Source organism: Ruegeria sp. AM9 (assembly GCF_056540565.1).
Map to the genome: position 1 here is coordinate 182,862 of NZ_JBQFWY010000001.1, position 19,331 is coordinate 202,192.

Here is a 19,331-nt window from a genome sequence, read left to right on the forward strand (position 1 = left end):
TGACAAAGGTCAGACATTTTCGGTTGCGTCTGTATCACCACTAGGCTGAATTCAGGTCCCGCATGTGCCATGCAAGGCTTTGATTGCTGGACAAAACCGGCTTTTTCAGGCGGCTTTCGATTTCCGGGATAGCATCAAAAGTTCTTAAATTCGTGCAGCTTATGAAGACCGCTTCAACTGATGTATCAGCCCCGAGTTTCAGCGCCGCATCCACCACGGAACGCTGCGAAATGCGCACAACTTTCGATTCTTCCGCCTCTCCGAATGAGCCGAACACATCCATAACAACCCCATTTTCAGCAAACGCCCGGCGCAGCGGTTCGTTCACTTCTTCGATATAGGGTGACAGCAGTGCGAATTTCGAAACACCCAAATGCGCCGCACAGGCGGATGCCGCCCGCAGAGGGTTCGTGACCACAGCCGTATTGCAGGTTTTCCGAACCATCCGTTCGATCTGGTCGGACCCGATAACCGAACTGGCCGATGTGCACCCGTATCCGACCACCTTGTAGGGGCGAATCTTGGGCAACAGGTCCGCGGCGGCAGGCAGGGCTTTCTCCATTTCCGCCAGAGTGTCTTTCGTCACCTCTGCCCCGCTAGGAATGCGCGACACATACACCGGCGCACGCTGGTCGGCGAAATAAGCGTTGAACTCGGGCTCGATCGTCTCGTCGGTTTGCAAGACGATCAACCCCATCGGCGTGGCGTCTGGATCGTCCTTTTCCAGCTTGTAGGGCAGATAACTCATATCTCGGGCAACTCCGGGCCGATTCTGGGGCTGATGAACCGCGGTGCCCCTTCGGTGATAACTATGTTCTCCTCGTGCACGAGGATTTTGTCGCCGACCGCAATGCCGGGTTCCAGCGTCAGAACCATACCCGGTTTAAGAACCGTATGATCGGAGGGGATCAGAGAGGGCCATTCCGTCAGCGACATTCCCAAACCATGCCCCAGCCTCCCCGCGCCAGTCTCACCCGAGGTGCGGGACAGCACCTTGTTCATGACGTGAAACAGATCTGACGCTGTTGCACCTGGGCGCGCAGCGTCGAATGCGGCGTCCGAGGCTTCGATCAGCGTTGCATAGGCATCGCGTACCTGAGTGCTGGCTGCTCCGACCGACCAGTTGCGGTCGAAGTCGCAGAAATAGCCGTCCCAAACCAACCCAGTATCCAGCATCAATACGTCACCGGGTTGCAGCGCCGTGGCGCGGGCCGGTGAGATCACATCCGTATACCCGCCCTGCCCGGCCCCGCCAGCAAGGTACGGCACCCAATCTGCGCCCTCATCCAGACACAGCATCTGAAATCGGCGGAAGACCTCGTCCAGTGCAGCGCCTTCCCGGGCAATCTCGGGCACGCGCTGAAAAGTCCGCCCGGCAATGGCGCAGGCGGTTTCGATCTTGGCAATCTCGGCTGGGGTTTTGACCATCCGAAGAGCGCGGAGAATTCCCCCATCACTGCCCAAACGGCGTGCACCAAGCGCCTGCTGCAACCGGTTCAGGTCGGCGAGCGGCATGCGGACATGGGTTTCGTGCCCGTCCGGCAGGCCAATGGCTGCATCCGCCGGACATACCTCGCGCAGAGTGTCAGCCAGCAGGCTGACACCGTCGTCGTCCAGATCCGGTGCGCTCCAGGCGCGGATATCATCCACCCATGTCTGCGCCATCAGAGCCTCCCCGATCGACGGGATCACGGCAATCGGTTTGCCCGCTGCGGGAAGGACCAGAAACCAGGGGCGCGTCGGGCTTTCCCAAAAGCGGGTGAGGTAGCCGGTGAAATAGCGTATCTCTGGCTCGGTCGTCAGCAACAGCGCCGACAGGCCCGCCTGCTCCATCAAGCGCTGTGCGCTGTCCGTTCGCGCGCGGAATTCGGACGCCTCAAAGCCCCTCATTCAGCGATCTCGGACAGGAAGCACAAGACACGGGCATCAGCTCCGATGCCCAGAGCCTCGCGCACTTCGGGATTCATGACAGCCGCAACCCCCGCTCCGCCTGACGCGGTGGTGGCGATACCGGCTGCGGTCATGGCCGGAAGATGCCCGGTCACTTGCGCATCGGAAAGGGTCAGGAACCTGTCTGCATCACGGGCCAACCCGTTCAGAGCGATCAGTGACGGTTCCTTGCAATCCAGCCGCCCCATCACGCTGTCGGGGCCATCGGCGAAAACGCAGGCGCCGGCCTCGATACTGGCCTGCAACGCCGGGGCCGCATCAGGTTCGACCACGATGATCTGCGGTGCGTCCCCCCAGACGGTTCGCGCATAGGCCGCAACCGCGCCCGCCATTCCACCGACACCGGCCTGTAACATGATATGAGTCGGCACCTGCGGGCATTGCCGGGCGGCCTCGGCCGCCATCTGCAAATACCCCTCCATCAGTGTATGCGGCAGGTCGTAATAACCTTCCCACGAACTGTCTGAGAGCAGGATCCAATCGTTATCCCGCGCCGCTTTGCTGGCGGCGTCCATGCTGGCGGCGTAATCCGCCCCCTCACGCACAACCTTTGCACCTTGTTCACGCAGGCGTTCGGCAAAAGTCTCGGGCACGGTATCAGCGATATAGACTACGGCTTCAGCCCCAAACCTGCGCGCGCCCGAGGCCACGCTCAGCCCGTGATTCCCCGCACTGGCCGTAACATAGGTGCGACCGGGCAGCGTTGTGTTGTCCGGCGTCTCGGCAATCTCCGCCGCATGGCGCGCGATAACATAGGCCGCGCCCAAGGCCTTGAACGACCCCAGCCCCATCCGTCCACGTTCATCCTTGACCCAGAGGTGCGCGACATCCGCCAGCCCCGGAACTTCGGTCAATGGGGTCTCGTCAGCGGACAGGCAACGCGCGATCAATTCCGAGGCGCGGGCCACATTCGTAGACGGAAACGGTGCGCCCTCGATCAGTTTCTGACCGGCGCGATACGGGTTGGATGTGATTTTCAACTGAACGTCTTCCCTGTGTTGCCCATTGACGTGATCGGATTCGTCTAGTTCTGTCAACAAAACTCAGACACCGCACGGAGCATCTCATGGCCCATGCCGATCCGGCTTTCAGCCAGGCTGAATATGATCGTCGGCTGAAAAAGACGCGCGCGGCCATGGCAGCCGCAGGACTGGACGCGCTGTTTGTCGAGGATCCATCGAACATGGCGTGGCTGACGGGGTACGAGGGTTGGTCCTTCTACGTGCATCAGGGCGTTCTGGTCCTGCATGACCGCGATCCGATCTGGTGGGGCCGCAATCAGGATGCCAACGGCGCACGGCGCACAGTCTGGATGCCGGATGACCGGATATACGGCTATGCGGACCACTACGTGCAATCGACGCTCCGACACCCGATGCAGGACCTTGCAGCGCTGATCCGCGACTGCGGGCTGACTGCGGGCCGGATTGGGGTCGAGTTGGACAACTATTACTACTCGGCCAAGGCGCATCTGACCTTGCTGTCAGAGCTGTCACAGGCCGAACTGGTCGACGCGAACGCGCTGGTGAACTGGCAGCGCGCGGTGAAGTCCGGTGAAGAAATTGCCTTGATGCGCAAGGCTGCCCGGATTTCGGAACACGTGATCGACGGCGTGCTGGAGCGGGTTGAACCGGGACTACGCAAGAACGAGTTGGTTGCGCAGATTTACCATGATGCGATCTCGGGCGTGGGCAACGATTGGGGGGACTACGCCGCCATCGTTCCCCTGCTGCCTTCGGGTCCGGATGCCGCGGCGCCTCATCTGACATGGGACGGCGCGCCCTTCAAATCCGGCGAGTGTACGTTCTTCGAGCTGTCCGGCTGTTACCGCCGTTATCACACACCCTTCTGCCGGTCCGTCTTTCTGGGCCAGCCACCCGACCACCTGTTGCGAGCCGAGGCAGCACTGGTCGAAGGGCTAGAGGCCGGATTGGATGCCGCCCGAGCGGGCAACCAAGCGCGAGACATCGCGCTGGCGCTGGCCGCGCCGCTGGAACGCGCCGGGATCGAGCGCGGTGCGCGCTGCGGCTATCCGGTGGGCCTCAGCTATCCACCCGATTGGGGTGAACGCACCATATCCCTGCGCCCCGAAGATGAGACCGTTCTGGAACCCGGCATGACCTTCCATTTCATGCCCGGCCTCTGGATGGACGATTGGGGCCTTGAGATCACCGAGTCGATCCTGATCACCGAAACCGGACCTGCCGAGTGTTTCTGCAACCGGCCCCGCAAACTGTTCGTGAAACCATGACCCTGCTCAGAACCACCGAAATCCTGGCAGACCTGATCGCCTTTGAAACGGTCTCTGCAGACAGTAACCTTGAGATCATCCGCTATCTGACCGAACGGCTTGAGGCGCTGGGCGCGCGGTGCGTTGAGACGCGGGATGCGACCGGAGCCAAAGCCAATGTCTTTGCCACGCTGGGGCCGGACATGCCCGGAGGCATCCTGCTGTCCGGCCATACGGATGTGGTTCCCGTGGCCGATCAGGACTGGACCACCGACCCGTTTCAGATGGCCGAGCGGGACGGTCGGTTGTATGGTCGCGGCACCTGCGACATGAAGGGGTTCATTGCCGCTGCGTTGGCCTTTGCCGAGACGCTGGACACCAGCAAACTGACCCAACCGCTGCATTTTGCCTTTACCTATGACGAGGAAACCGGCTGCCTGGGCGCGCAGAACCTTGTGGACGACCTGTCCGAACGCGGTATCGTTCCGGACATCGCCATCATTGGTGAACCCACCGAGATGCGGGTGATCGAGGGGCATAAGGGTTGCTTCGAATACACCACCAGCTTTGTCGGACTAGAAGGCCACAGCTCGGCCCCAGATGACGGTGTGAATGCCGCAGAATACGCGGCGCGCTATATCGGCAAGCTGCTGGAATTACGCCACATCCTGAAATCTCGCGCCCCGAAGGGCAGCCCGTTCGAGCCGCCCTGGACCACAGTCAATGTCGGGCGCATCTCGGGCGGCGTTGCCCATAACGTCATCGCCAGCAAGGCCGAGGTCGCATGGGAAATGCGCCCCGTGCAGTCCAGCGATGCGGAACTGGTGCGCAAAACTCTGTCGGATTACGTGCAGCACACCCTGCTGCCCGACATGCAGGCGGTCCACCCCGAGGCCAGCATAAATCAGGAGGCCGTGGCAGAAGTTCAGGGGCTTGAACCTATGGACGAAAACGCCGCCCGGGAACTGGTCGCCGAACTGACCGGCGCCAATGGTACGGGCGTCGTCGCCTTCGCCACCGAAGCCGGGTTGTTTCAGCAACTGGGCGTACATGCGATAGTCTGCGGGCCGGGTTCGATCACGCAGGCGCACAAAGCGGATGAATATGTCGAGATCGAACAGCTCGACCTGAGCTGCCGGATGTTGAACCGTTTGGGGCGTCGCCTGATGTCCTAACCCGTCCCATGGGTCCGGTCATAGGCGGATCGCGGTGGCTGAACATGCGCCGCGCGGGCGTCTTCGCCCGGATCATAGACCTCCATCACCAGCGGGTAACAGGCCGCTGCGTCCGAAGAATGCTCGGACGAACAGTCGCCGCCGGGACAGGCCGAAAGACCGACAATTAGATCAATCTCGGCGTAGAATTCCAAATAGTCCCCCGGACGCACCGGACTGGCCTTCATGAAGTACTGGCCGGTGTCGCGTGTGAAGCCGGTGCACATGAAGACATTGAGCACATCATGGACCAGCATCTCGGCCTCGTGCAGCGGCAGATCGCAATGGCTGGCCAGCGCGCGGGTCAGGTTGGAATGGCAGCAATAGTGATAGTCATCGCCAGACAGCAACCGCCCGGTATAGGGATCGCAGCGGGTGCCAATCACGTCATGAACCGAGCCGCCAAAGGCATCGAACCCGTACCAGTCCAACGTATCGTTCACGATGGTTGCCATTGGCCGCATATAGGGAAAGCTCGACCACATGCGATCTCCCGTCGACAGGTGGGTGCCGTGCAACGCGCGGGTCTTGCCGGAATAGAACCTCTCAGTCAGGTCGTGCTTGTTCCACATATTCAAGTCACCGACCTGAGGGCCATCGACCGACAACACCCGAACAAACGCGCCAGCAGGCACGTCGATGCAGGTGGCATCCCGAGGCGCGGCGGTGGCCTCGGCCGTTTTGCTGGCCCCTGCCCGCAGCGTGGTTAGCGCAGCCAAATCCGGCTGCTCCAACGTCTCAGGCGGGTAGCAGATGACCGGAGGAATGGCCTTGCGCTCATTCGCGTCCGCTGGTGCCGCGAAATTCGGTTTCTCCAGTTTCATAAGCGCCCTCCCGTGCGTTTCCACAGGCTTAGCGCATTACAAACGGGTTCGCCATCGGCTCTTGCGCGGTGCTGATCCAGGTGGTTTTGGTCCGGGTGTAATCGAGGATCGCCTCGACCCCGGCCTCGCGCCCATAGCCTGACTGATTGAACCCGCCAAACGGCGCAATCGGTGAGATCGCGCGGTAGGTATTCACCCAGCAAATCCCCGCCCTGATCCGTTTAGATACCCGATGCGCCCGCGCCAGATTCTGCGTGAAGACGCCCGAACCCAGCCCGTAGGGCGTGCTGTTCGCCAGCGCGATGGCCTCGTCTTCGGTGTCGAAAGGAAGCAGAGACATGACAGGCCCGAACATCTCAACCTTCAGCGTTTCGGTCTCGGGTGAGGTGCATTGAACCAGTGTCGGCGTCATGTAGTTGCCTGGCCGATCCGCAGGCGCGCCGCCAAAACGGATCACCGCGCCCTGCCCTTGCGCCGAGGCCAATGTCGCCTCGATCTTGCGCACCTGCGCTGCGGTGCACAGCGGGCCGACATGCGTATCGGAGTGTAGCGGATCGCCCAAGCGAATAGCACTGGCTTTCTGTTCGATCCGTTCGATCAACGGCTCCAGAATGGACCGATGCACCAGACCGCGCGTCCCTGCCACACAGCTTTGACCGGACGCACCAAAGTTCCCCGCAATCAGCCCATTCGCAGCACCGTCCAGATCGGCGTCGTCAAACACGAGGATTGGGGACTTGCCACCCAGTTCCAGTGAGGTCACTGCAAAGTTTTCTGCCGAGTTGCGCACCACATGCCGCGCGGTTTCCGGCCCTCCGGTAAAGGCGATCCGGTCGACATCGGGATGACGCGTCAGCGGAATGGCGCAGTTTTCAGCGTCACCGGTGATGACCGAGACGACGCCGGGCGGAAACCCCGCCTGTTCGATCAGACGTGCAAATTCCAGCATCGGCGCAGGCGCAATTTCCGAGGCTTTCAGCACCACCGAACACCCCGCAGCCAAGGCCGGACCCAGCTTGGTGGCCGTCAGGAACATCTGCGCATTCCACGGCACGATGGCCGCAACGACGCCGATCGGTTCGCGTGTAGTGAAGACATGCATGTCGGGCTTGTCGATGGGCAGCACCGTGCCCTCGACCTTATCCGCAAGCCCTGCGAAATAGCGGTAATAGTCCGCCACATATCCCGTTTGCGCCGAGGTTTCCGCCAGCAGTTTACCGCTGTCGGTGGTCTCCAACTCTCCGAGACGTTTGGCGTTTTCGGCTACCAGATCAGCCAGACGATACAGCAGCTTACCCCGCGCGGTTTGTGTCATGTCCCGCCATGCCGGATCGTCCAGAACCCGTTTGGCTGCGGCAATAGCGCGATCAACATCACCGGTCGAGGCGCAGGCAAATGTCGCCCACCCCTGCCCGGTCGCCGGGTTTTCCGAGGTCATGACCTGACCATCCGACCCCTCGGTCCAATCCCCATCAATGAACAACTGAAAATGCGGTAGGTTTCCCATAGTGATCCTCACTGAAAGGCTGGCATGACGTCGTCGATGAACCGCGCCAGCGAGGCGCGTTTGCGATCGTTGGTCATGCCGCTGTCGACCCAGAACGAAAACTCATCATAGCCCAGATCTTCGTAACGTTTGATCCGGTCGATCACTTGCTGCGCGGTGCCGACGGTCAGGTCACGGCCCAGTTTCTCGGTTGTGTACATCGGGTTTGCGTCCATTTCCTCGGATGAGATCGGTTCGATCAACCCCTGCTGAATGGGTCGTTTGTTCAGGAACCACGCGCCGAAATAATTGTAATAGCGCCGCAAATCCTCGACCCCCTGCGCCACATCAGCATCATCCTTGCCGACATAGGTGTGGTGCAACAGCATGATCTTGGGGCGCGGCCCGGCATAGCTGTCACAGGCATCGTTGAAACGGCCCATCAGCGTCTCGATCTCTTCCATCCCCTGCCACAGCGGCGTGACCTGAATGTTGAAACCGTTGTGCACACCGAATTCATGGCTGTTGGGATCACGCGCCGCGATCCAGATCGGAGGGCCGCCATCCTGCAAAGGTTTCGGGGCAGAAGTCGTTGCCGGGAAGGAATAGAACTCGCCATCATGCGCGCAATCGCCCTGCCATATCTTCGGCAGCAGAGGCGTGGATTCGCGCATCTTTTGACCGGCCTCCCACGCGTCCATGCCCGGTGCCAGACGCTCGTATTCAAAAGAATAGGCGCCGCGTGCGACCCCCAATTCGATGCGGCCCTTTGTGATCTGGTCCGCCGCTGCGGCCTCGCCCGCCAGTTTGATCGGATGCCAGAATGGCGCGATCACCGTCCCCGTGCCCAAACGGACATTCTTGGTGTGATGCGCGAGATCGACCAGAGGCAGGAACGGGTTGGGTGCAATGGTGAACTCCATCCCGTGATGCTCACCCGTCCAGACCGCGCGCATCCCGCCGTCGTCGGCCATTTTCGCCAGACCGACGAATTCATCATAGAGAACGTCATGCGGCTGGTCGGGCGTCAGACGCTCCATATGGGCAAACAGAGAAAACTCCATCATCCGGCTCCTTTAGCGAAAATTGTGAATGTCGCCCCGTTCCGCGTCACCCAGATACAGGGCGAAATCGCCGGTCTGAGCCTCACGCGCAAAGCGGGTCATCATGTGGTGAATGCCGGGGGTGGCATAGGTCAGGTTGGGCAGGTCCTCGACCGCGACCCAACGGGTATTTTCGGTCGGCGCGGCCTGTTCGGCCGAGGCCAGAAAGAACGTGTAGTGCAGCTTGGTGTCGGCATCGTTGAACGCGGAGTAAACCTGATCGATCCGCACAGGGATACCACGCTCGGCCAGTCCTTGTGCCAGCCTGTTTCGCTGGCCACCGGGTTCAGCTCCGGCGACCTGAACCGGGCGGAAGCGACCGTCATGATGTTCCAGCAGAACCTTGTCACCGGACGTGATGATGGCCCCGCAAAGCGTCGGCACTTTCGAGTCCATCTCGCGTTCCAGACCCAGGCTGAAATACGAGCCGCTTACATAACCAAGGCCGTCACCCGCAGCGTGCGTGAATTCAAGCACCCGCCCCATCAGAATGGTGTGGTCGCCCGCCGGGATGGCCTGATGGGTTTCACAGCAGAACTGCGCCAGTGCTCCGTCGATCAGTGGCAGGTCGTGCACTCCGTTTCGGTGGGCCACTTTCGCGAACCGATCCCCCTTGTATCCGGCAAAGGTATTCGACACCTCCTGTTGACCCTCGGCCAGGATATTGACGGCGAAGTGCCGACAACCGGTGAAGACTTCGTAGCTGGACAGGAATTTCCCCGGACAGACCAGCAACAGCGGCGGATCAAGGGACACGGAGGAAAAGGAATTGGCCGTGAACCCGACCGGAGCACCGGTCGCATCGCGCGTTGTCACCACCGTCACACCGGTCATAAAGCTGCCGAAGGCATCGCGCAGGGCGCGTGGGTCAAGCATCGTCATGGCAAGCACTCCTGCAGAAAGCGCAACAGGCTGGCGTTGACCGCATCCGCATGGGTCATCGGCATCATATGCGCGGCGTTCGGGATGATCTCGGCCCGTCCCTTGGGTGCGAGCCCAGCCATGTCGCGCGACATTCGAGGGGTTGAATTCGGCTCATCCGCGCCAGTCAGAAACAAAGCCGGGCATTTTATTGCGGCCAATTGCGCCTTGGTCGGACCATCGCTTTCGGCGAACACCGTGTAGGCCGCCTTGTAGGCGCGCGGATCGACCTCTTGCAGCCAACGCGCGCAGGTGTCGCGTTCCGCCGATGCATCCTCGGCAAACCACCGTTGCAGAGTGACCGTCGGATCGTTTGGATGCTTCTCGTCCAGCGCATGCGCGCGCGACAGGACCGCTTGCCGGGCTGTTTCAGGCCGTTGAAAAATTGCGTTCAGGGCGGCGGTGCCTTTGACATTCGGATTTCCCGAGGCCCCAATGTAGGTCGCAATCAGAGCCCCCATCGAATGCCCGATCAGTACCGCGGGTTCCTGTATGAGCGCAGCAACGGGCGCGGCATAGCTCTCCAACCCATCGACCGCAGTGAACGGGGTTTCGCCATGCCCGGACATATCCGGACACAGCACGCGATACCCGGCAGAGACCAGCGGCTCGATCTGTGCGCCCCACGCCTCGGCCCGTAAGCCAACGCCATGCAGCAGAACGACCAGCGGCCCTGTACCCGCGTCAATCGCGGCCAGTTCGCCGTATTCAGACCGAGGCCGGGTTGTCCACGTCATGACCCAGATCCTTCAAATCCTGATACCGGTCTCCGATCCGATGATGAGGCCGCCCCGAGGTTGCGCCGCCCAGCACGATCACCACCTCATCCGCGCGCGGGGCATCGGGAATGGCGAACTGCAGCGTCAGGTAGTGAGACCGGCGACCCGCATCGTTCTTGTCCATCAACGGAACCATGATCGGCGCGTTTGCAGGGCCACGCGTGTTGGTGAAGGACAGGTAGGATTTCGCCGCCACCGCCTGCCGGAAATGATTGCCAAAATGTAGCGTGTGGATCAGGCCCGAGGCGTGCTCGACTTCGCCGTCCAGCCCCACCACCGCGGCCTTGCCATAGGCTTCGATGGCGTCGCCGCTGCCCGCCAACGCGATCATCCGGCTGGTCAGCTCTTCGCCCAGAATCGGCGCAAAGCTCAGAATCTCGGGCCGCAGATCTTCGACATAACGACCCGCCCAGGGGTTCGACACCACCGCCGCAACCGCAAACATCCGCCACGGGCGCTCGGCCTTGCGAAATCCTTCGACCAGAACCTCTTCGTCATAGGTCACGATTTTCCGAATACTTGGCTCCACGAGCGCCCCCTTTTTCTGTCGTTGACAAACTATCCTCGCCTAGGGGCCGCTTTGACAAACGAAAGAACTTTGGTCTTAGGTATTAGTGACTCTAATATGTAGGTTACCAATGTCGAAATCCCTGCCCCCGCTGACGTGGTTCAGATCGTTCGAAGCTGCGGCCAGACGCCTGAGTTCGACCGCCGCCGCCGAGGAAATCGGGTTGACACAATCCGCCGTCAGCCAGCAGATCAGGTCGTTGGAAACCCGGTTGGGCGTGGTGCTGTTTCACCGTCATGCGCGCGGGCTGTCCCTGACCGACGAAGGCCGCAAGTTGCTGCCACAGGTCGAGGCCGCGCTTGAGATGTTACATTCCGCCGCCTCGCCCTATCTGGCCGAGGAACGGGCGCGGCATATTACCGTTGCGGCCTCGGTCAGTGTGCTGGAATGGGTGATTTCCCCGGCCTTGCCCCGGTTTCAACAACAGAACCCTGATACGTCCGTACGGTTCGTCAGCACAATCTGGCCGGATGAGTTCGCCGCCTCACGCGCAGATGTCGAAATACGGTTCGGGTCGGAAAAGCAGGTTGGTCGGGATGCAACGGCATTGCAACCAAATCACCTGATCGCGGTGAAAGCACCGCGCCTTTCGGGTGACCTGCCAGACCTTCCCCTTATCGGAACCGTTGGTACATCGGACAATTGGGGGTCGTGGGCCGAGGCGACCGATCTGCCGGTCGGCGCCCCTGCGTTCTATGTCGATTCCTACGGCCTTGCTCTGCACCTTGCCACGACAGGCAACGGCGTCGCGTTGGTCAACGCTCTGATCGCCGATCACGCCCTGCAGACCGGTCAGGTCGTACTTGCATCAGATGCCTCGGCCCCGGCCAGCGAAGGGTATTTTCTGGCGGTGCAGCGCCGCTCGCCCGAGGTCGATGCCTTTGTGCAGTGGTTTACCGATATTCAGCGCAAAGAGACGCGTCACCAAGTCTGATTCAACCAAACCGATGTCGCATCTGAGGATATTCAAACCGCTCATAATAGTGAATTCTGGAAAAAAAGGTCCGATTCATGCGATACTCCGGCTTTCGAGTCATCAAAGAGGCGCTTACCGGCCACAAAGGGTGGAAACCGGTCTGGCGTGAGCCCGAACCCAAGGCGCATTACGACATCGTCGTCATCGGCGGCGGTGGTCATGGACTGGCCACGGCGCATTACCTGTCCAAGGTTTACGGTCGGCGCAATGTGGCCGTGGTCGAAAAGGGCTGGATCGGTGGCGGCAATGTAGGGCGGAACACTACCATTGTCCGCTCGAATTACATGCTGGACGGGAACGAACCGTTCTACGAGTTCTCGATGAAACTGTGGGAAGGGCTTGAGCAAGACCTGAACTACAACGCCATGATGAGCCAGCGCGGGATCATCAACCTGTTCCACACCGACGGCCAGCGCGACGCCTATACAAGGCGCGGCAACGCGATGATCCTGAACGGCGCGGATGCCGAGCTTTTGGATGCCGAGCAGGTGCGCAAGGAACACCCCTATCTGAACTTCGACGACGCCCGCTTTCCGATCAAAGGCGGTCTTGTGCAGCGCCGTGCAGGGACAGCCCGCCACGATGCGGTGGCCTGGGGCTTTGCCCGGTCGGCGGATATGCACGGCGTGGACATCATCCAGAATTGCGAGGTCACCGGCCTGCGGATCGAAAACGGCAAATGCCTGGGCGTCGAGACCACCAAGGGCTTCATCGGCGCGACCAAAGTGGGTTGCGCGGTTGCCGGCAGTTCCAGCCGTGTGATGGGAATGGCTGGGATGCGCCTGCCCATCGAAAGCCACGTCCTGCAGGCCTTTGTATCCGAGGGCCTGAAACCCGTTCTGCCCAGCGTCATCACCTTTGGCGCGGGCCACTTCTATGTCAGCCAGTCCGACAAGGGCGGGCTGGTCTTTGGCGGCGATATCGACGGCTACAACACCTACGCGCAACGGGGCAACCTGCCGGTCGTCGAGGACGTCTGCGAAGGCGGCATGGCCCTGATGCCGATGATCGGTCGTGCCCGCCTGCTGCGGATGTGGGGCGGCGTTATGGACATGTCGATGGACGGTTCGCCGATCATCGACCGCACCCCGGTCGATGGGCTCTATTTCAACGGCGGCTGGTGTTACGGCGGGTTCAAGGCGACCCCGGCCTCGGGCCATTGCTTTGCACATCTTCTGGCGAAGGACGAACCGCACCCGGTCGCCACCGCCTATCGCCTCGACCGGTTCAAGACGGGTCGGATGATCGACGAAAAAGGCGTGGGCAACCAGCCCAACCTGCACTGAGGGGACTGTTCCATGATTATCAACCATCCCCTTCTAGGCCCGCGCGACGCCTCGGAGTTCACCTATCTGGGCGACGCCTCCTTGATCGACCGCCCTGATTGGCAGGCCGAAAACGCGGCCGATGCGTTCTATGAATATGGCTATCTGCGCGACAACCCCGCCGGTGAGCATCAAGAGCTGTGGTATCACGAGGCCGGAGACCGTTCGTGGCTGGTCGTTACGCGCAACACGCTGACGCATGAGATTTCAAAGGTGGAACTGGCCCGTGATGTGGCCCACGCGCGGGGGCGATCCAAATGACGCAGGGCAACAGGCTTGATGGCGGTCAGATCGACCATAGCACTGCACTGACCTTCCGGTTCGATGGGCGCAGCTATACCGCGCATCCCGGCGATACTTTGGCCTCGGCCCTGCTGGCCAATGACGTCCGGCTGATCGGGCGGTCGTTCAAATATCACCGTCCGCGCGGGTTGCTGACCGCAGGGTCAGAGGAACCCAACGGTATGGTCGAGTTACGCACCGGTGCCCGGAAAGAACCCAACACGCGTGCCACCACGGTTGAGATGTTCGACGGGCTTGAGGCACACTCACAAAACCGCTGGCCCAGTCTGAAATTGGATACGCTGGCGGTGAACGACACGTTCTCCAACTTCCTTTCGGCGGGATTCTACTACAAAACCTTCATGTGGCCTGCTGCGTTTTGGGAAAGGCTCTACGAGCCAATAATCCGTCGCGCCGCTGGCTTGGGGTCTCTGTCGAAGGAGGCCGATCCGGACGAGTACGACAAGGGTTTCCGCCACTGCGACTTGCTGATCATCGGGGCCGGGCCAGCCGGCCTGATGGCGGCCTTGACCGCGGGTCGGGATGGCGCCGATGTCATCCTGGCCGATGAGGACTTCGCTCTTGGTGGGCGTTTGAACAGCGAGACCTTTGCGGTCGGCGACCGCAGCGCCTTTGACTGGGCGGCGCAGGCGGTGGCGGAACTGTCTTCGATGCCCAACGTCCGCCTGATGCCGCGCACAACCGTGATCGGCGCATTCGACCACGGTATCTACGGCGCGGTGGAACGGACCGGGGACCACCTGCCCACCCTGCCCGCAGGCAAGCCGCGCCAGATCCTGTGGCGTATCTATACGCAAAGGGCGCTGCTTTGCGCCGGGGCAACCGAGCGCCCGATCGCTTTCGAAAACAACGACCGGCCTGGCATCATGATGGCAAGCGCCTTGCGGACCTATGCCAACCGGTTCGCAGCCACGGCGTCGCACCGCGTGGCGATCTTTACCAACAACGACGGCGGCCACCGCACCGCCTCGGATTTGCACGCCAAAGGTGTCAAAATCGCCGCCGTGGTGGATGTGCGCGGCAACGCGCCTACCAGCTATGACTATGAGGTCCTTAAAGGCGCGCAAGTCGTCGACACCAAAGGGCGCCTTGGGCTGACCTTTGTCGAAGTTGCGATGCCGGACGGATCAACCCGCACGCTGGACTGCGGCGCACTGGGCGTGTCCGGCGGCTGGAACCCGAACGTCCACTTGACCTGCCACCAACGCGGACGCCCGGTTTGGAACGACGCGCTGGCGGCTTTTGTTCCCGGTGGCGAACTGCCTGTGGGCATGTCCGTTGCGGGCGCGGCGAACGGGATCATGTCAACCCACGGTGCCCTGCAATCCGGTGCCGAAGAGGCGACCAAGGCGCTGGACCTGACCGGTGCCCTGCCCACGCTGCCCGAGACCGAGGACGCTCCGGTCACGCAAACACCTTTCTGGTACGTGCAGGGCTGCAAGCGCGCCTGGGTGGATCAGCAGAACGATGTGACCGTTAAGGACGTCAAGCTGAGCTATCAGGAGGGTTTCCGTTCGGTCGAGCACCTGAAGCGCTACACCACGCTGGGCATGGCAACCGATCAGGGCAAAACTTCGAATATCACCGGGCTGGCGATCATGGCGGAAGTGGCCGGTAAGTCGATCCCCGAGGTCGGCACCACGATTTTCCGTCCGCCTTACACGCCGGTTCCAATCGCCACTTTCGCGGGTCGTATGAAGGGGCAGGACTTCCACCCGACACGCCTGACGCCTTCGCACTATTGGGCCAAAGAGCGCGGCGCAGTGTTTGTCGAGGTTGGCAACTGGCTGCGCGCGCAGTGGTTCCCCCAGCCCGGTGAAACACACTGGCGGGAATCGGTGGACCGTGAGGTGCGCCAGACCCGTGCCTCCGTCGGCGTGTGTGACTGCACCACGCTGGGCAAGATCGACGTGCAGGGCACAGATGCAGCCGAGTTCCTGAACCGCATCTATGCCAACGGCTTTGCCAAACTGGCCGTGGGCAAAACCCGATATGGCCTGATGCTGCGCGAGGACGGCATGGTCATGGACGACGGCACCGCGGCGCGGCTGGCCGAGGATCATTTCGTCGTCACCACGACCACCGCAAACGCCGTAAGCGTCTATCGCCACATGGAATTCGTGCGCCAATGCCTGTGCCCGGACATGGACGTGCAACTGATCTCAACCACCGAAGGCTGGGCCCAATACGCCGTGGCCGGACCGAACGCGCGCAAGCTGCTGCAAAAGATCGTCGACCCCGAGTTCGACATCTCGAACGAGGCATTCCCCTTCATGGCCTGTGGCAACATCACCGTCTGCAGCGGGTTGCGGGCGCGGCTGTTCCGGATCTCGTTCTCGGGCGAGCTGGCTTATGAGATCGCCGTCCCCTCGCGCTATGGCGATGCGTTGATGCGGCGTTTGATGGATGAGGGCGAGGAGTTTGACGTTGTCCCCTACGGCACCGAGGCACTGGGCGCGATGCGGGTCGAAAAAGGTCATGCGGCCGGCAACGAGTTGAACGGCACAACAACCGCACTGAACCTTGGATTGGGTAAGATGGTGTCTAAGAAGAAGGACAGCATCGGCTCGGTCCTCTCGGAACGTGAAGCACTGGTCGAACCGGATGGGCTGCGGCTTGTGGGGATCAAACCTCTGCAGGCCGAGGATAAGATCACCGCGGGCGGACATCTGATGAAGGCTGATGGCCCCGTCGATGCGGTTCATGATCAGGGCTATGTCACCTCGGCCGTATATTCGCCCATACTGAACAGCAATATCGGGCTGGGTCTGGTCAAAAACGGGGCGGCAAGGCTGGGTGAGAAAATGCGGCTGGTCTCTCCCCTGACCGATCTGACGGTTGAAGTGGAACTCGTCTCGGCCCATTTCGTCGACCCTGAAGGAGAGCGTCTGCGTGCATGATCTTGTTGCAATAACCGCCCTGGGTGGATCTGAGCCGCGTGTGAACTCTGTTGGGGGCGTCACATGCACCGAAGTCCCCCAAGTTGCGCTAGCGTCGCTCGCTGCGCGTGCAGGGCTGGAAACCAAAGCTGCCGAGGCGCTGGCCCAGCTGATTGACGCGCGCCCGCCGGAAGCTGGCCGTTGGGCTGGCGCGGCGGTCAACGCGTTTTGGTCCGGGCCGGATCAATGGATGATCGAAGCCCCCTATGATAGCCACCAAGACCTCGCGGATCAGGTCAAGGCGGTTGTCGGGGATGCGGCTTCGGTGACGGAACAGACGGACGCGTGGGCGCGGTTCGATCTGAGCGGTGAAGACATCAAAGCGGTGTTGGAACTGCTGTGCCAACTTGATCTGCGCAAGTTTGATGAGGGCAGCGCCGCGCGGTGTGCGATCCATCATCTGGGCTGTTTCGTGCTGTGCCGAACGCCCGAGATGGTCAGCCTATACGGCCCGCGATCCTCGGCCGGATCACTGCACCACGCCATCGTCATGGCAATGCGCGCGGCGCTGTAAAACAGCCCTCAGACCGAGGGCAGAGGCGCGTTGTCCTCGACCCGAAAACGGTTGATGCGGCGTCTATCCTCGCTGGGGCTAAGCCCGAAGGCCGCGCGGTAATGGGTCACCAGAGGTGAGACCGAGCTGTATCCGACGGCCTCAGCGATCACCGGGATCGGATCTTTGGTGTAGACCACCATCTGCCGTGCCGCCTTCATCCGCATGGCGCGGTAATAGTGGCTGGGGCTTTGGCCCGTTGCCTGCTTGAAGGCGCGCTCGATCTGGCGAGGCGTGACACCCGTCCGCTGCGCCACGTCCGCGATCGAAATCGTCTGGCTCAAATGCGCCGCGAACAGCGCGACGCAACGCGACACCAGTGGCGGCAGGCTGTCGCCCGTACCCGGCGTATTGGCGCTGGGCACCTGCTGTCGAACCCCTGCCCCGCGCATCATCGGATGCTGGAACCAACAGGCGACCTCATGCGCCACGTCGCCACCCAACCGGTCCTGAATCAGATGCAGCGCCAGATCGAAACCTGCCGCAGCTCCGGACACGGTGTATCGGTTGGCGTTCCGGACGATCACTTCGCTGCGGGCATCCATGTCGGGAAACTCGGCCTCGAACGCAGCCTCATAGCACCAATGGACCGAAACCGGGTGACTTTGCATGACGCCTGATCGCACCAAGGGAAAGACCCCTGCGCTGATGCCGCCAAGAACCGTGCCGTGTCGACCAAGGCTGCGCAACACGCCATTCCCGGCCGTCGGTTTATCGAAAACCGAGGTCGGGCTGCTGAGCAGGAACAGAATGTCGATGTTCTTGCAGTCGGCCAGCGACCGTTCAGCCTCGAACCCGACACCGGCGCTGGATTGAACCTTTTGACCGCGCTCCGAGATCAGCGACCAGCAGAACGCCTGTTGCCCGGCGATTTCGTTGGCCGCCCGCAACGGCTCAATCACCGAGGTCAGGCAGGCCATGGGAAAGCCGTCAAACAGCAGAAAGCCGATCTCGATTCTGTTTTCCATGCGCATAGGGCTGTCCTAGCAGGAAATCTGCACCAGCCCTATGCGAAGTTTACGCCCAGCGGATCAGCCCAATTACGGCCGAGGTCGCATAGAACCCCTGCAGCGACAGAAAGGTCCAGCGCCGGTCAATCACCGCCCACGCAGCGAACAGTCCAGAGGATACCAGCAACAGCGCAAAGCCCAGAAGTTCAGCGCCTGTGTTCGATGCGATCAGCAAGGCATAGGCCATGGCCAGAACCGATCCGGTGACCTCAAACACGGTCGTCAGACCACGACGAGAAGTGTCGCTCTTTGCCATGTTTCACCCTTTCCGCTTGAGGAAATCGACCAACAGGGCCGAAATCTGTTCCGGCTGATCCTCCATCGCGAAGTGACCGCAGTCTTTCAGAATGTGCAACTCCGACCCCGGAATGATGTCGTGCAGCTTATGCGCCCAGTCGACCACCTGCCACGCGTCATCCGCCCCCCAGATCAGTTGAACCGGCAATGCGCCGAGTTTGGCATAGTCGATGCAGTTGGTGTGCTTGGGGTCGTAGTGACGGACCTGATGCTGGAACAGGCTGCCTTGCCCGATGGGTCCGCTGATAAAATCCAGATATGTTTCCAGCGCCGTATCGGCCAAGCGCTGTTTGTTTGCCACGGCCGAGAATAACCACTCGCGAAAATGCTCTCGATGCTGCGCATCCGGTGCGTCAATCAAAGGCTGCAAGCCCAATTGCATCTGCTCTTTGGTCCGCTTCGAGGGCCAGCTGTCAAAGCTGACGACGTCGATCATGGTCAGTGACCGCACCCGGTCAGGCGACTGAACCGCAAACCGCGGGGCTATCGCGCCGCCGATGTCGTGCGAGATCACGTGCAGGTCATTCAACCCCCACAGGTCCAGCAACCCCTCAAGGATCGGAACCTGCGCGGTAACCGATGTATCGACTGAAGGGTCCCATGGGCGCTCGGACAGGCCAAAGCCCAACAGGTCATAGACATGAACCTTGTAGCCGGCCCCGACCAGTTTCGGCAGCACGTTGCGCCAGATATAGGACGAGGACGGCGTGCCGTGGATCAGCACGACGGGTTCTCCTGCACCATGAATGCCATGGGCGATGCGGGAATTGTTGATCAGAGCGTGGTCGGTGACGAGATGTGACATGGTTGGTCTCCGGTGATTCGTCTTTTCACATGACTAAACTGTCGCTAG

Annotated in this window: 19 protein-coding genes; 7 read left to right on the forward strand and 12 right to left on the reverse strand. The window is 61.3% G+C overall.

Features of this window, described 5'->3' with window-relative positions:
• Nucleotides 1-40 precede the first annotated feature (40 nt).
• The 3 genes from ACR0DO_RS00950 to ACR0DO_RS00960 are packed head-to-tail and all read right to left on the reverse strand — an operon-like array spanning nucleotide 41 to nucleotide 2,930.
• Nucleotides 41-748, reverse strand: coding sequence for a maleate cis-trans isomerase family protein (locus tag ACR0DO_RS00950; RefSeq protein WP_480556201.1), 708 nt, complete (start codon nucleotides 746-748; stop codon nucleotides 41-43).
• Complete coding sequence (locus ACR0DO_RS00955) at nucleotides 745-1,890, reverse strand: M24 family metallopeptidase (protein ID WP_480556202.1); 1,146 nt, start codon at nucleotides 1,888-1,890, stop codon at nucleotides 745-747. Before ACR0DO_RS00955 ends, ACR0DO_RS00950 begins: the two co-directional genes overlap by 4 nt.
• Complete coding sequence (locus ACR0DO_RS00960) at nucleotides 1,887-2,930, reverse strand: pyridoxal-phosphate dependent enzyme (RefSeq protein WP_480556203.1); 1,044 nt, start codon at nucleotides 2,928-2,930, stop codon at nucleotides 1,887-1,889. Before ACR0DO_RS00960 ends, ACR0DO_RS00955 begins: the two co-directional genes overlap by 4 nt.
• 86 nt (nucleotides 2,931-3,016) lie before the next feature.
• On the opposite strand from ACR0DO_RS00960, the gene ACR0DO_RS00965 reads away from it, so the two are divergent.
• Both ACR0DO_RS00965 and argE read left to right on the forward strand, forming a co-directional pair.
• On the forward strand, nucleotides 3,017-4,201 hold the full coding sequence (locus tag ACR0DO_RS00965) for a M24 family metallopeptidase (RefSeq protein ID WP_480556204.1): 1,185 nt from the start codon (nucleotides 3,017-3,019) through the stop codon (nucleotides 4,199-4,201).
• Entirely contained in the window at nucleotides 4,198-5,355 is a 1,158-nt protein-coding gene (gene argE / locus ACR0DO_RS00970) for an acetylornithine deacetylase (protein WP_480556205.1), read from the forward strand. Before ACR0DO_RS00965 ends, argE begins: the two co-directional genes overlap by 4 nt.
• Here the strand turns inward: argE and ACR0DO_RS00975 are convergent.
• From ACR0DO_RS00975 to ACR0DO_RS01000, 6 genes are read right to left on the reverse strand one after another with little or no spacing between them, the layout of a single operon-like run.
• Nucleotides 5,352-6,218, reverse strand: a complete 867-nt coding sequence (locus ACR0DO_RS00975; protein WP_480556206.1) for an urea carboxylase-associated family protein — start codon at nucleotides 6,216-6,218, stop codon at nucleotides 5,352-5,354. The genes argE and ACR0DO_RS00975 overlap by 4 nt on opposite strands.
• Nucleotides 6,219-6,246: 28 nt before the next feature.
• Nucleotides 6,247-7,725, reverse strand: a complete 1,479-nt coding sequence (locus ACR0DO_RS00980) for an aldehyde dehydrogenase (protein WP_480556207.1) — start codon at nucleotides 7,723-7,725, stop codon at nucleotides 6,247-6,249.
• Nucleotides 7,726-7,733: 8 nt separating this feature from the next.
• Nucleotides 7,734-8,768 carry an LLM class flavin-dependent oxidoreductase gene (locus tag ACR0DO_RS00985; protein ID WP_480556208.1) on the reverse strand — a complete coding sequence of 345 codons (1,035 nt, stop codon included), beginning with the start codon at nucleotides 8,766-8,768 and terminating at the stop codon, nucleotides 7,734-7,736.
• 12 nt (nucleotides 8,769-8,780) lie between these two features.
• The gene (locus ACR0DO_RS00990; protein ID WP_480556209.1) at nucleotides 8,781-9,689 is read right to left on the reverse strand and encodes a flavin reductase family protein; all 909 of its coding nucleotides are present in this window, start codon (nucleotides 9,687-9,689) and stop codon (nucleotides 8,781-8,783) included.
• The gene (locus ACR0DO_RS00995) at nucleotides 9,686-10,465 is read right to left on the reverse strand and encodes an alpha/beta fold hydrolase (protein ID WP_480556210.1); all 780 of its coding nucleotides are present in this window, start codon (nucleotides 10,463-10,465) and stop codon (nucleotides 9,686-9,688) included. The genes ACR0DO_RS00990 and ACR0DO_RS00995 overlap by 4 nt, the downstream gene beginning before the upstream one ends.
• A complete protein-coding gene (locus ACR0DO_RS01000) occupies nucleotides 10,437-11,036 on the reverse strand; it encodes an amino acid synthesis family protein (protein WP_170671205.1) in 600 nt (199 codons plus the stop codon). The genes ACR0DO_RS00995 and ACR0DO_RS01000 overlap by 29 nt, the downstream gene beginning before the upstream one ends.
• A 109-nt stretch (nucleotides 11,037-11,145) precedes the next feature.
• Here ACR0DO_RS01000 and ACR0DO_RS01005 point away from each other — a divergent pair, with 109 nt between their 5' ends.
• The 5 genes from ACR0DO_RS01005 to ACR0DO_RS01025 all read left to right on the forward strand — a co-directional run bounded on the left by ACR0DO_RS01005 (nucleotide 11,146) and on the right by ACR0DO_RS01025 (nucleotide 17,132).
• A complete protein-coding gene (locus tag ACR0DO_RS01005; protein ID WP_480556211.1) occupies nucleotides 11,146-12,009 on the forward strand; it encodes a LysR family transcriptional regulator in 864 nt (287 codons plus the stop codon).
• Nucleotides 12,010-12,086: 77 nt separating this feature from the next.
• On the forward strand, nucleotides 12,087-13,337 hold the full coding sequence (locus ACR0DO_RS01010) for a sarcosine oxidase subunit beta family protein (protein WP_480556212.1): 1,251 nt from the start codon (nucleotides 12,087-12,089) through the stop codon (nucleotides 13,335-13,337).
• Between the two features lie 12 nt (nucleotides 13,338-13,349).
• Entirely contained in the window at nucleotides 13,350-13,637 is a 288-nt protein-coding gene (locus ACR0DO_RS01015; protein ID WP_480556213.1) for a sarcosine oxidase subunit delta, read from the forward strand.
• Nucleotides 13,634-16,579: a sarcosine oxidase subunit alpha family protein gene (locus tag ACR0DO_RS01020; protein ID WP_480556214.1), complete on the forward strand. Its 2,946-nt coding sequence runs from the start codon at nucleotides 13,634-13,636 to the stop codon at nucleotides 16,577-16,579. The genes ACR0DO_RS01015 and ACR0DO_RS01020 overlap by 4 nt, the downstream gene beginning before the upstream one ends.
• Before the next feature lie 40 nt (nucleotides 16,580-16,619).
• Nucleotides 16,620-17,132, forward strand: coding sequence for a sarcosine oxidase subunit gamma (locus tag ACR0DO_RS01025; protein WP_480556215.1), 513 nt, complete (start codon nucleotides 16,620-16,622; stop codon nucleotides 17,130-17,132).
• An 8-nt stretch (nucleotides 17,133-17,140) separates the two neighbouring features.
• On the opposite strand, the gene ACR0DO_RS01030 is transcribed toward ACR0DO_RS01025, so the two are convergent.
• From ACR0DO_RS01030 to ACR0DO_RS01040, 3 genes are read right to left on the reverse strand one after another with little or no spacing between them, the layout of a single operon-like run.
• On the reverse strand, nucleotides 17,141-18,139 hold the full coding sequence (locus ACR0DO_RS01030; RefSeq protein WP_480556216.1) for a GlxA family transcriptional regulator: 999 nt from the start codon (nucleotides 18,137-18,139) through the stop codon (nucleotides 17,141-17,143).
• A 49-nt stretch (nucleotides 18,140-18,188) separates the two neighbouring features.
• Nucleotides 18,189-18,437 (reverse strand): hypothetical protein, encoded by a 249-nt coding sequence (locus ACR0DO_RS01035; RefSeq protein ID WP_480556217.1) that lies wholly within the window; start codon nucleotides 18,435-18,437, stop codon nucleotides 18,189-18,191.
• Between the two features lie 3 nt (nucleotides 18,438-18,440).
• Nucleotides 18,441-19,283, reverse strand: coding sequence for an alpha/beta fold hydrolase (locus ACR0DO_RS01040; protein ID WP_480556218.1), 843 nt, complete (start codon nucleotides 19,281-19,283; stop codon nucleotides 18,441-18,443).
• Nucleotides 19,284-19,331 lie beyond the last annotated feature (48 nt).

What these genes read in the sequence shown, in the direction of transcription:
- ACR0DO_RS00950 (WP_480556201.1), bottom strand. Translation starts at nt 748, where the DNA reads ATGAGTTATCTGCCCTACAAGCTGGAAAAGGACGATCCAGACGCCACG.
- ACR0DO_RS00955 (WP_480556202.1), bottom strand. Translation starts at nt 1,890, where the DNA reads ATGAGGGGCTTTGAGGCGTCCGAATTCCGCGCGCGAACGGACAGCGCA.
- ACR0DO_RS00965 (WP_480556204.1), top strand. Translation starts at nt 3,017, where the DNA reads ATGGCCCATGCCGATCCGGCTTTCAGCCAGGCTGAATATGATCGTCGG.
- argE (WP_480556205.1), top strand. Translation starts at nt 4,198, where the DNA reads ATGACCCTGCTCAGAACCACCGAAATCCTGGCAGACCTGATCGCCTTT.
- ACR0DO_RS00975 (WP_480556206.1), bottom strand. Translation starts at nt 6,218, where the DNA reads ATGAAACTGGAGAAACCGAATTTCGCGGCACCAGCGGACGCGAATGAG.
- ACR0DO_RS00980 (WP_480556207.1), bottom strand. Translation starts at nt 7,725, where the DNA reads ATGGGAAACCTACCGCATTTTCAGTTGTTCATTGATGGGGATTGGACC.
- ACR0DO_RS00985 (WP_480556208.1), bottom strand. Translation starts at nt 8,768, where the DNA reads ATGGAGTTTTCTCTGTTTGCCCATATGGAGCGTCTGACGCCCGACCAG.
- ACR0DO_RS00990 (WP_480556209.1), bottom strand. Translation starts at nt 9,689, where the DNA reads ATGACGATGCTTGACCCACGCGCCCTGCGCGATGCCTTCGGCAGCTTT.
- ACR0DO_RS00995 (WP_480556210.1), bottom strand. Translation starts at nt 10,465, where the DNA reads ATGACGTGGACAACCCGGCCTCGGTCTGAATACGGCGAACTGGCCGCG.
- ACR0DO_RS01005 (WP_480556211.1), top strand. Translation starts at nt 11,146, where the DNA reads ATGTCGAAATCCCTGCCCCCGCTGACGTGGTTCAGATCGTTCGAAGCT.
- ACR0DO_RS01010 (WP_480556212.1), top strand. Translation starts at nt 12,087, where the DNA reads ATGCGATACTCCGGCTTTCGAGTCATCAAAGAGGCGCTTACCGGCCAC.
- ACR0DO_RS01015 (WP_480556213.1), top strand. Translation starts at nt 13,350, where the DNA reads ATGATTATCAACCATCCCCTTCTAGGCCCGCGCGACGCCTCGGAGTTC.
- ACR0DO_RS01020 (WP_480556214.1), top strand. Translation starts at nt 13,634, where the DNA reads ATGACGCAGGGCAACAGGCTTGATGGCGGTCAGATCGACCATAGCACT.
- ACR0DO_RS01030 (WP_480556216.1), bottom strand. Translation starts at nt 18,139, where the DNA reads ATGGAAAACAGAATCGAGATCGGCTTTCTGCTGTTTGACGGCTTTCCC.
- ACR0DO_RS01035 (WP_480556217.1), bottom strand. Translation starts at nt 18,437, where the DNA reads ATGGCAAAGAGCGACACTTCTCGTCGTGGTCTGACGACCGTGTTTGAG.
- ACR0DO_RS01040 (WP_480556218.1), bottom strand. Translation starts at nt 19,283, where the DNA reads ATGTCACATCTCGTCACCGACCACGCTCTGATCAACAATTCCCGCATC.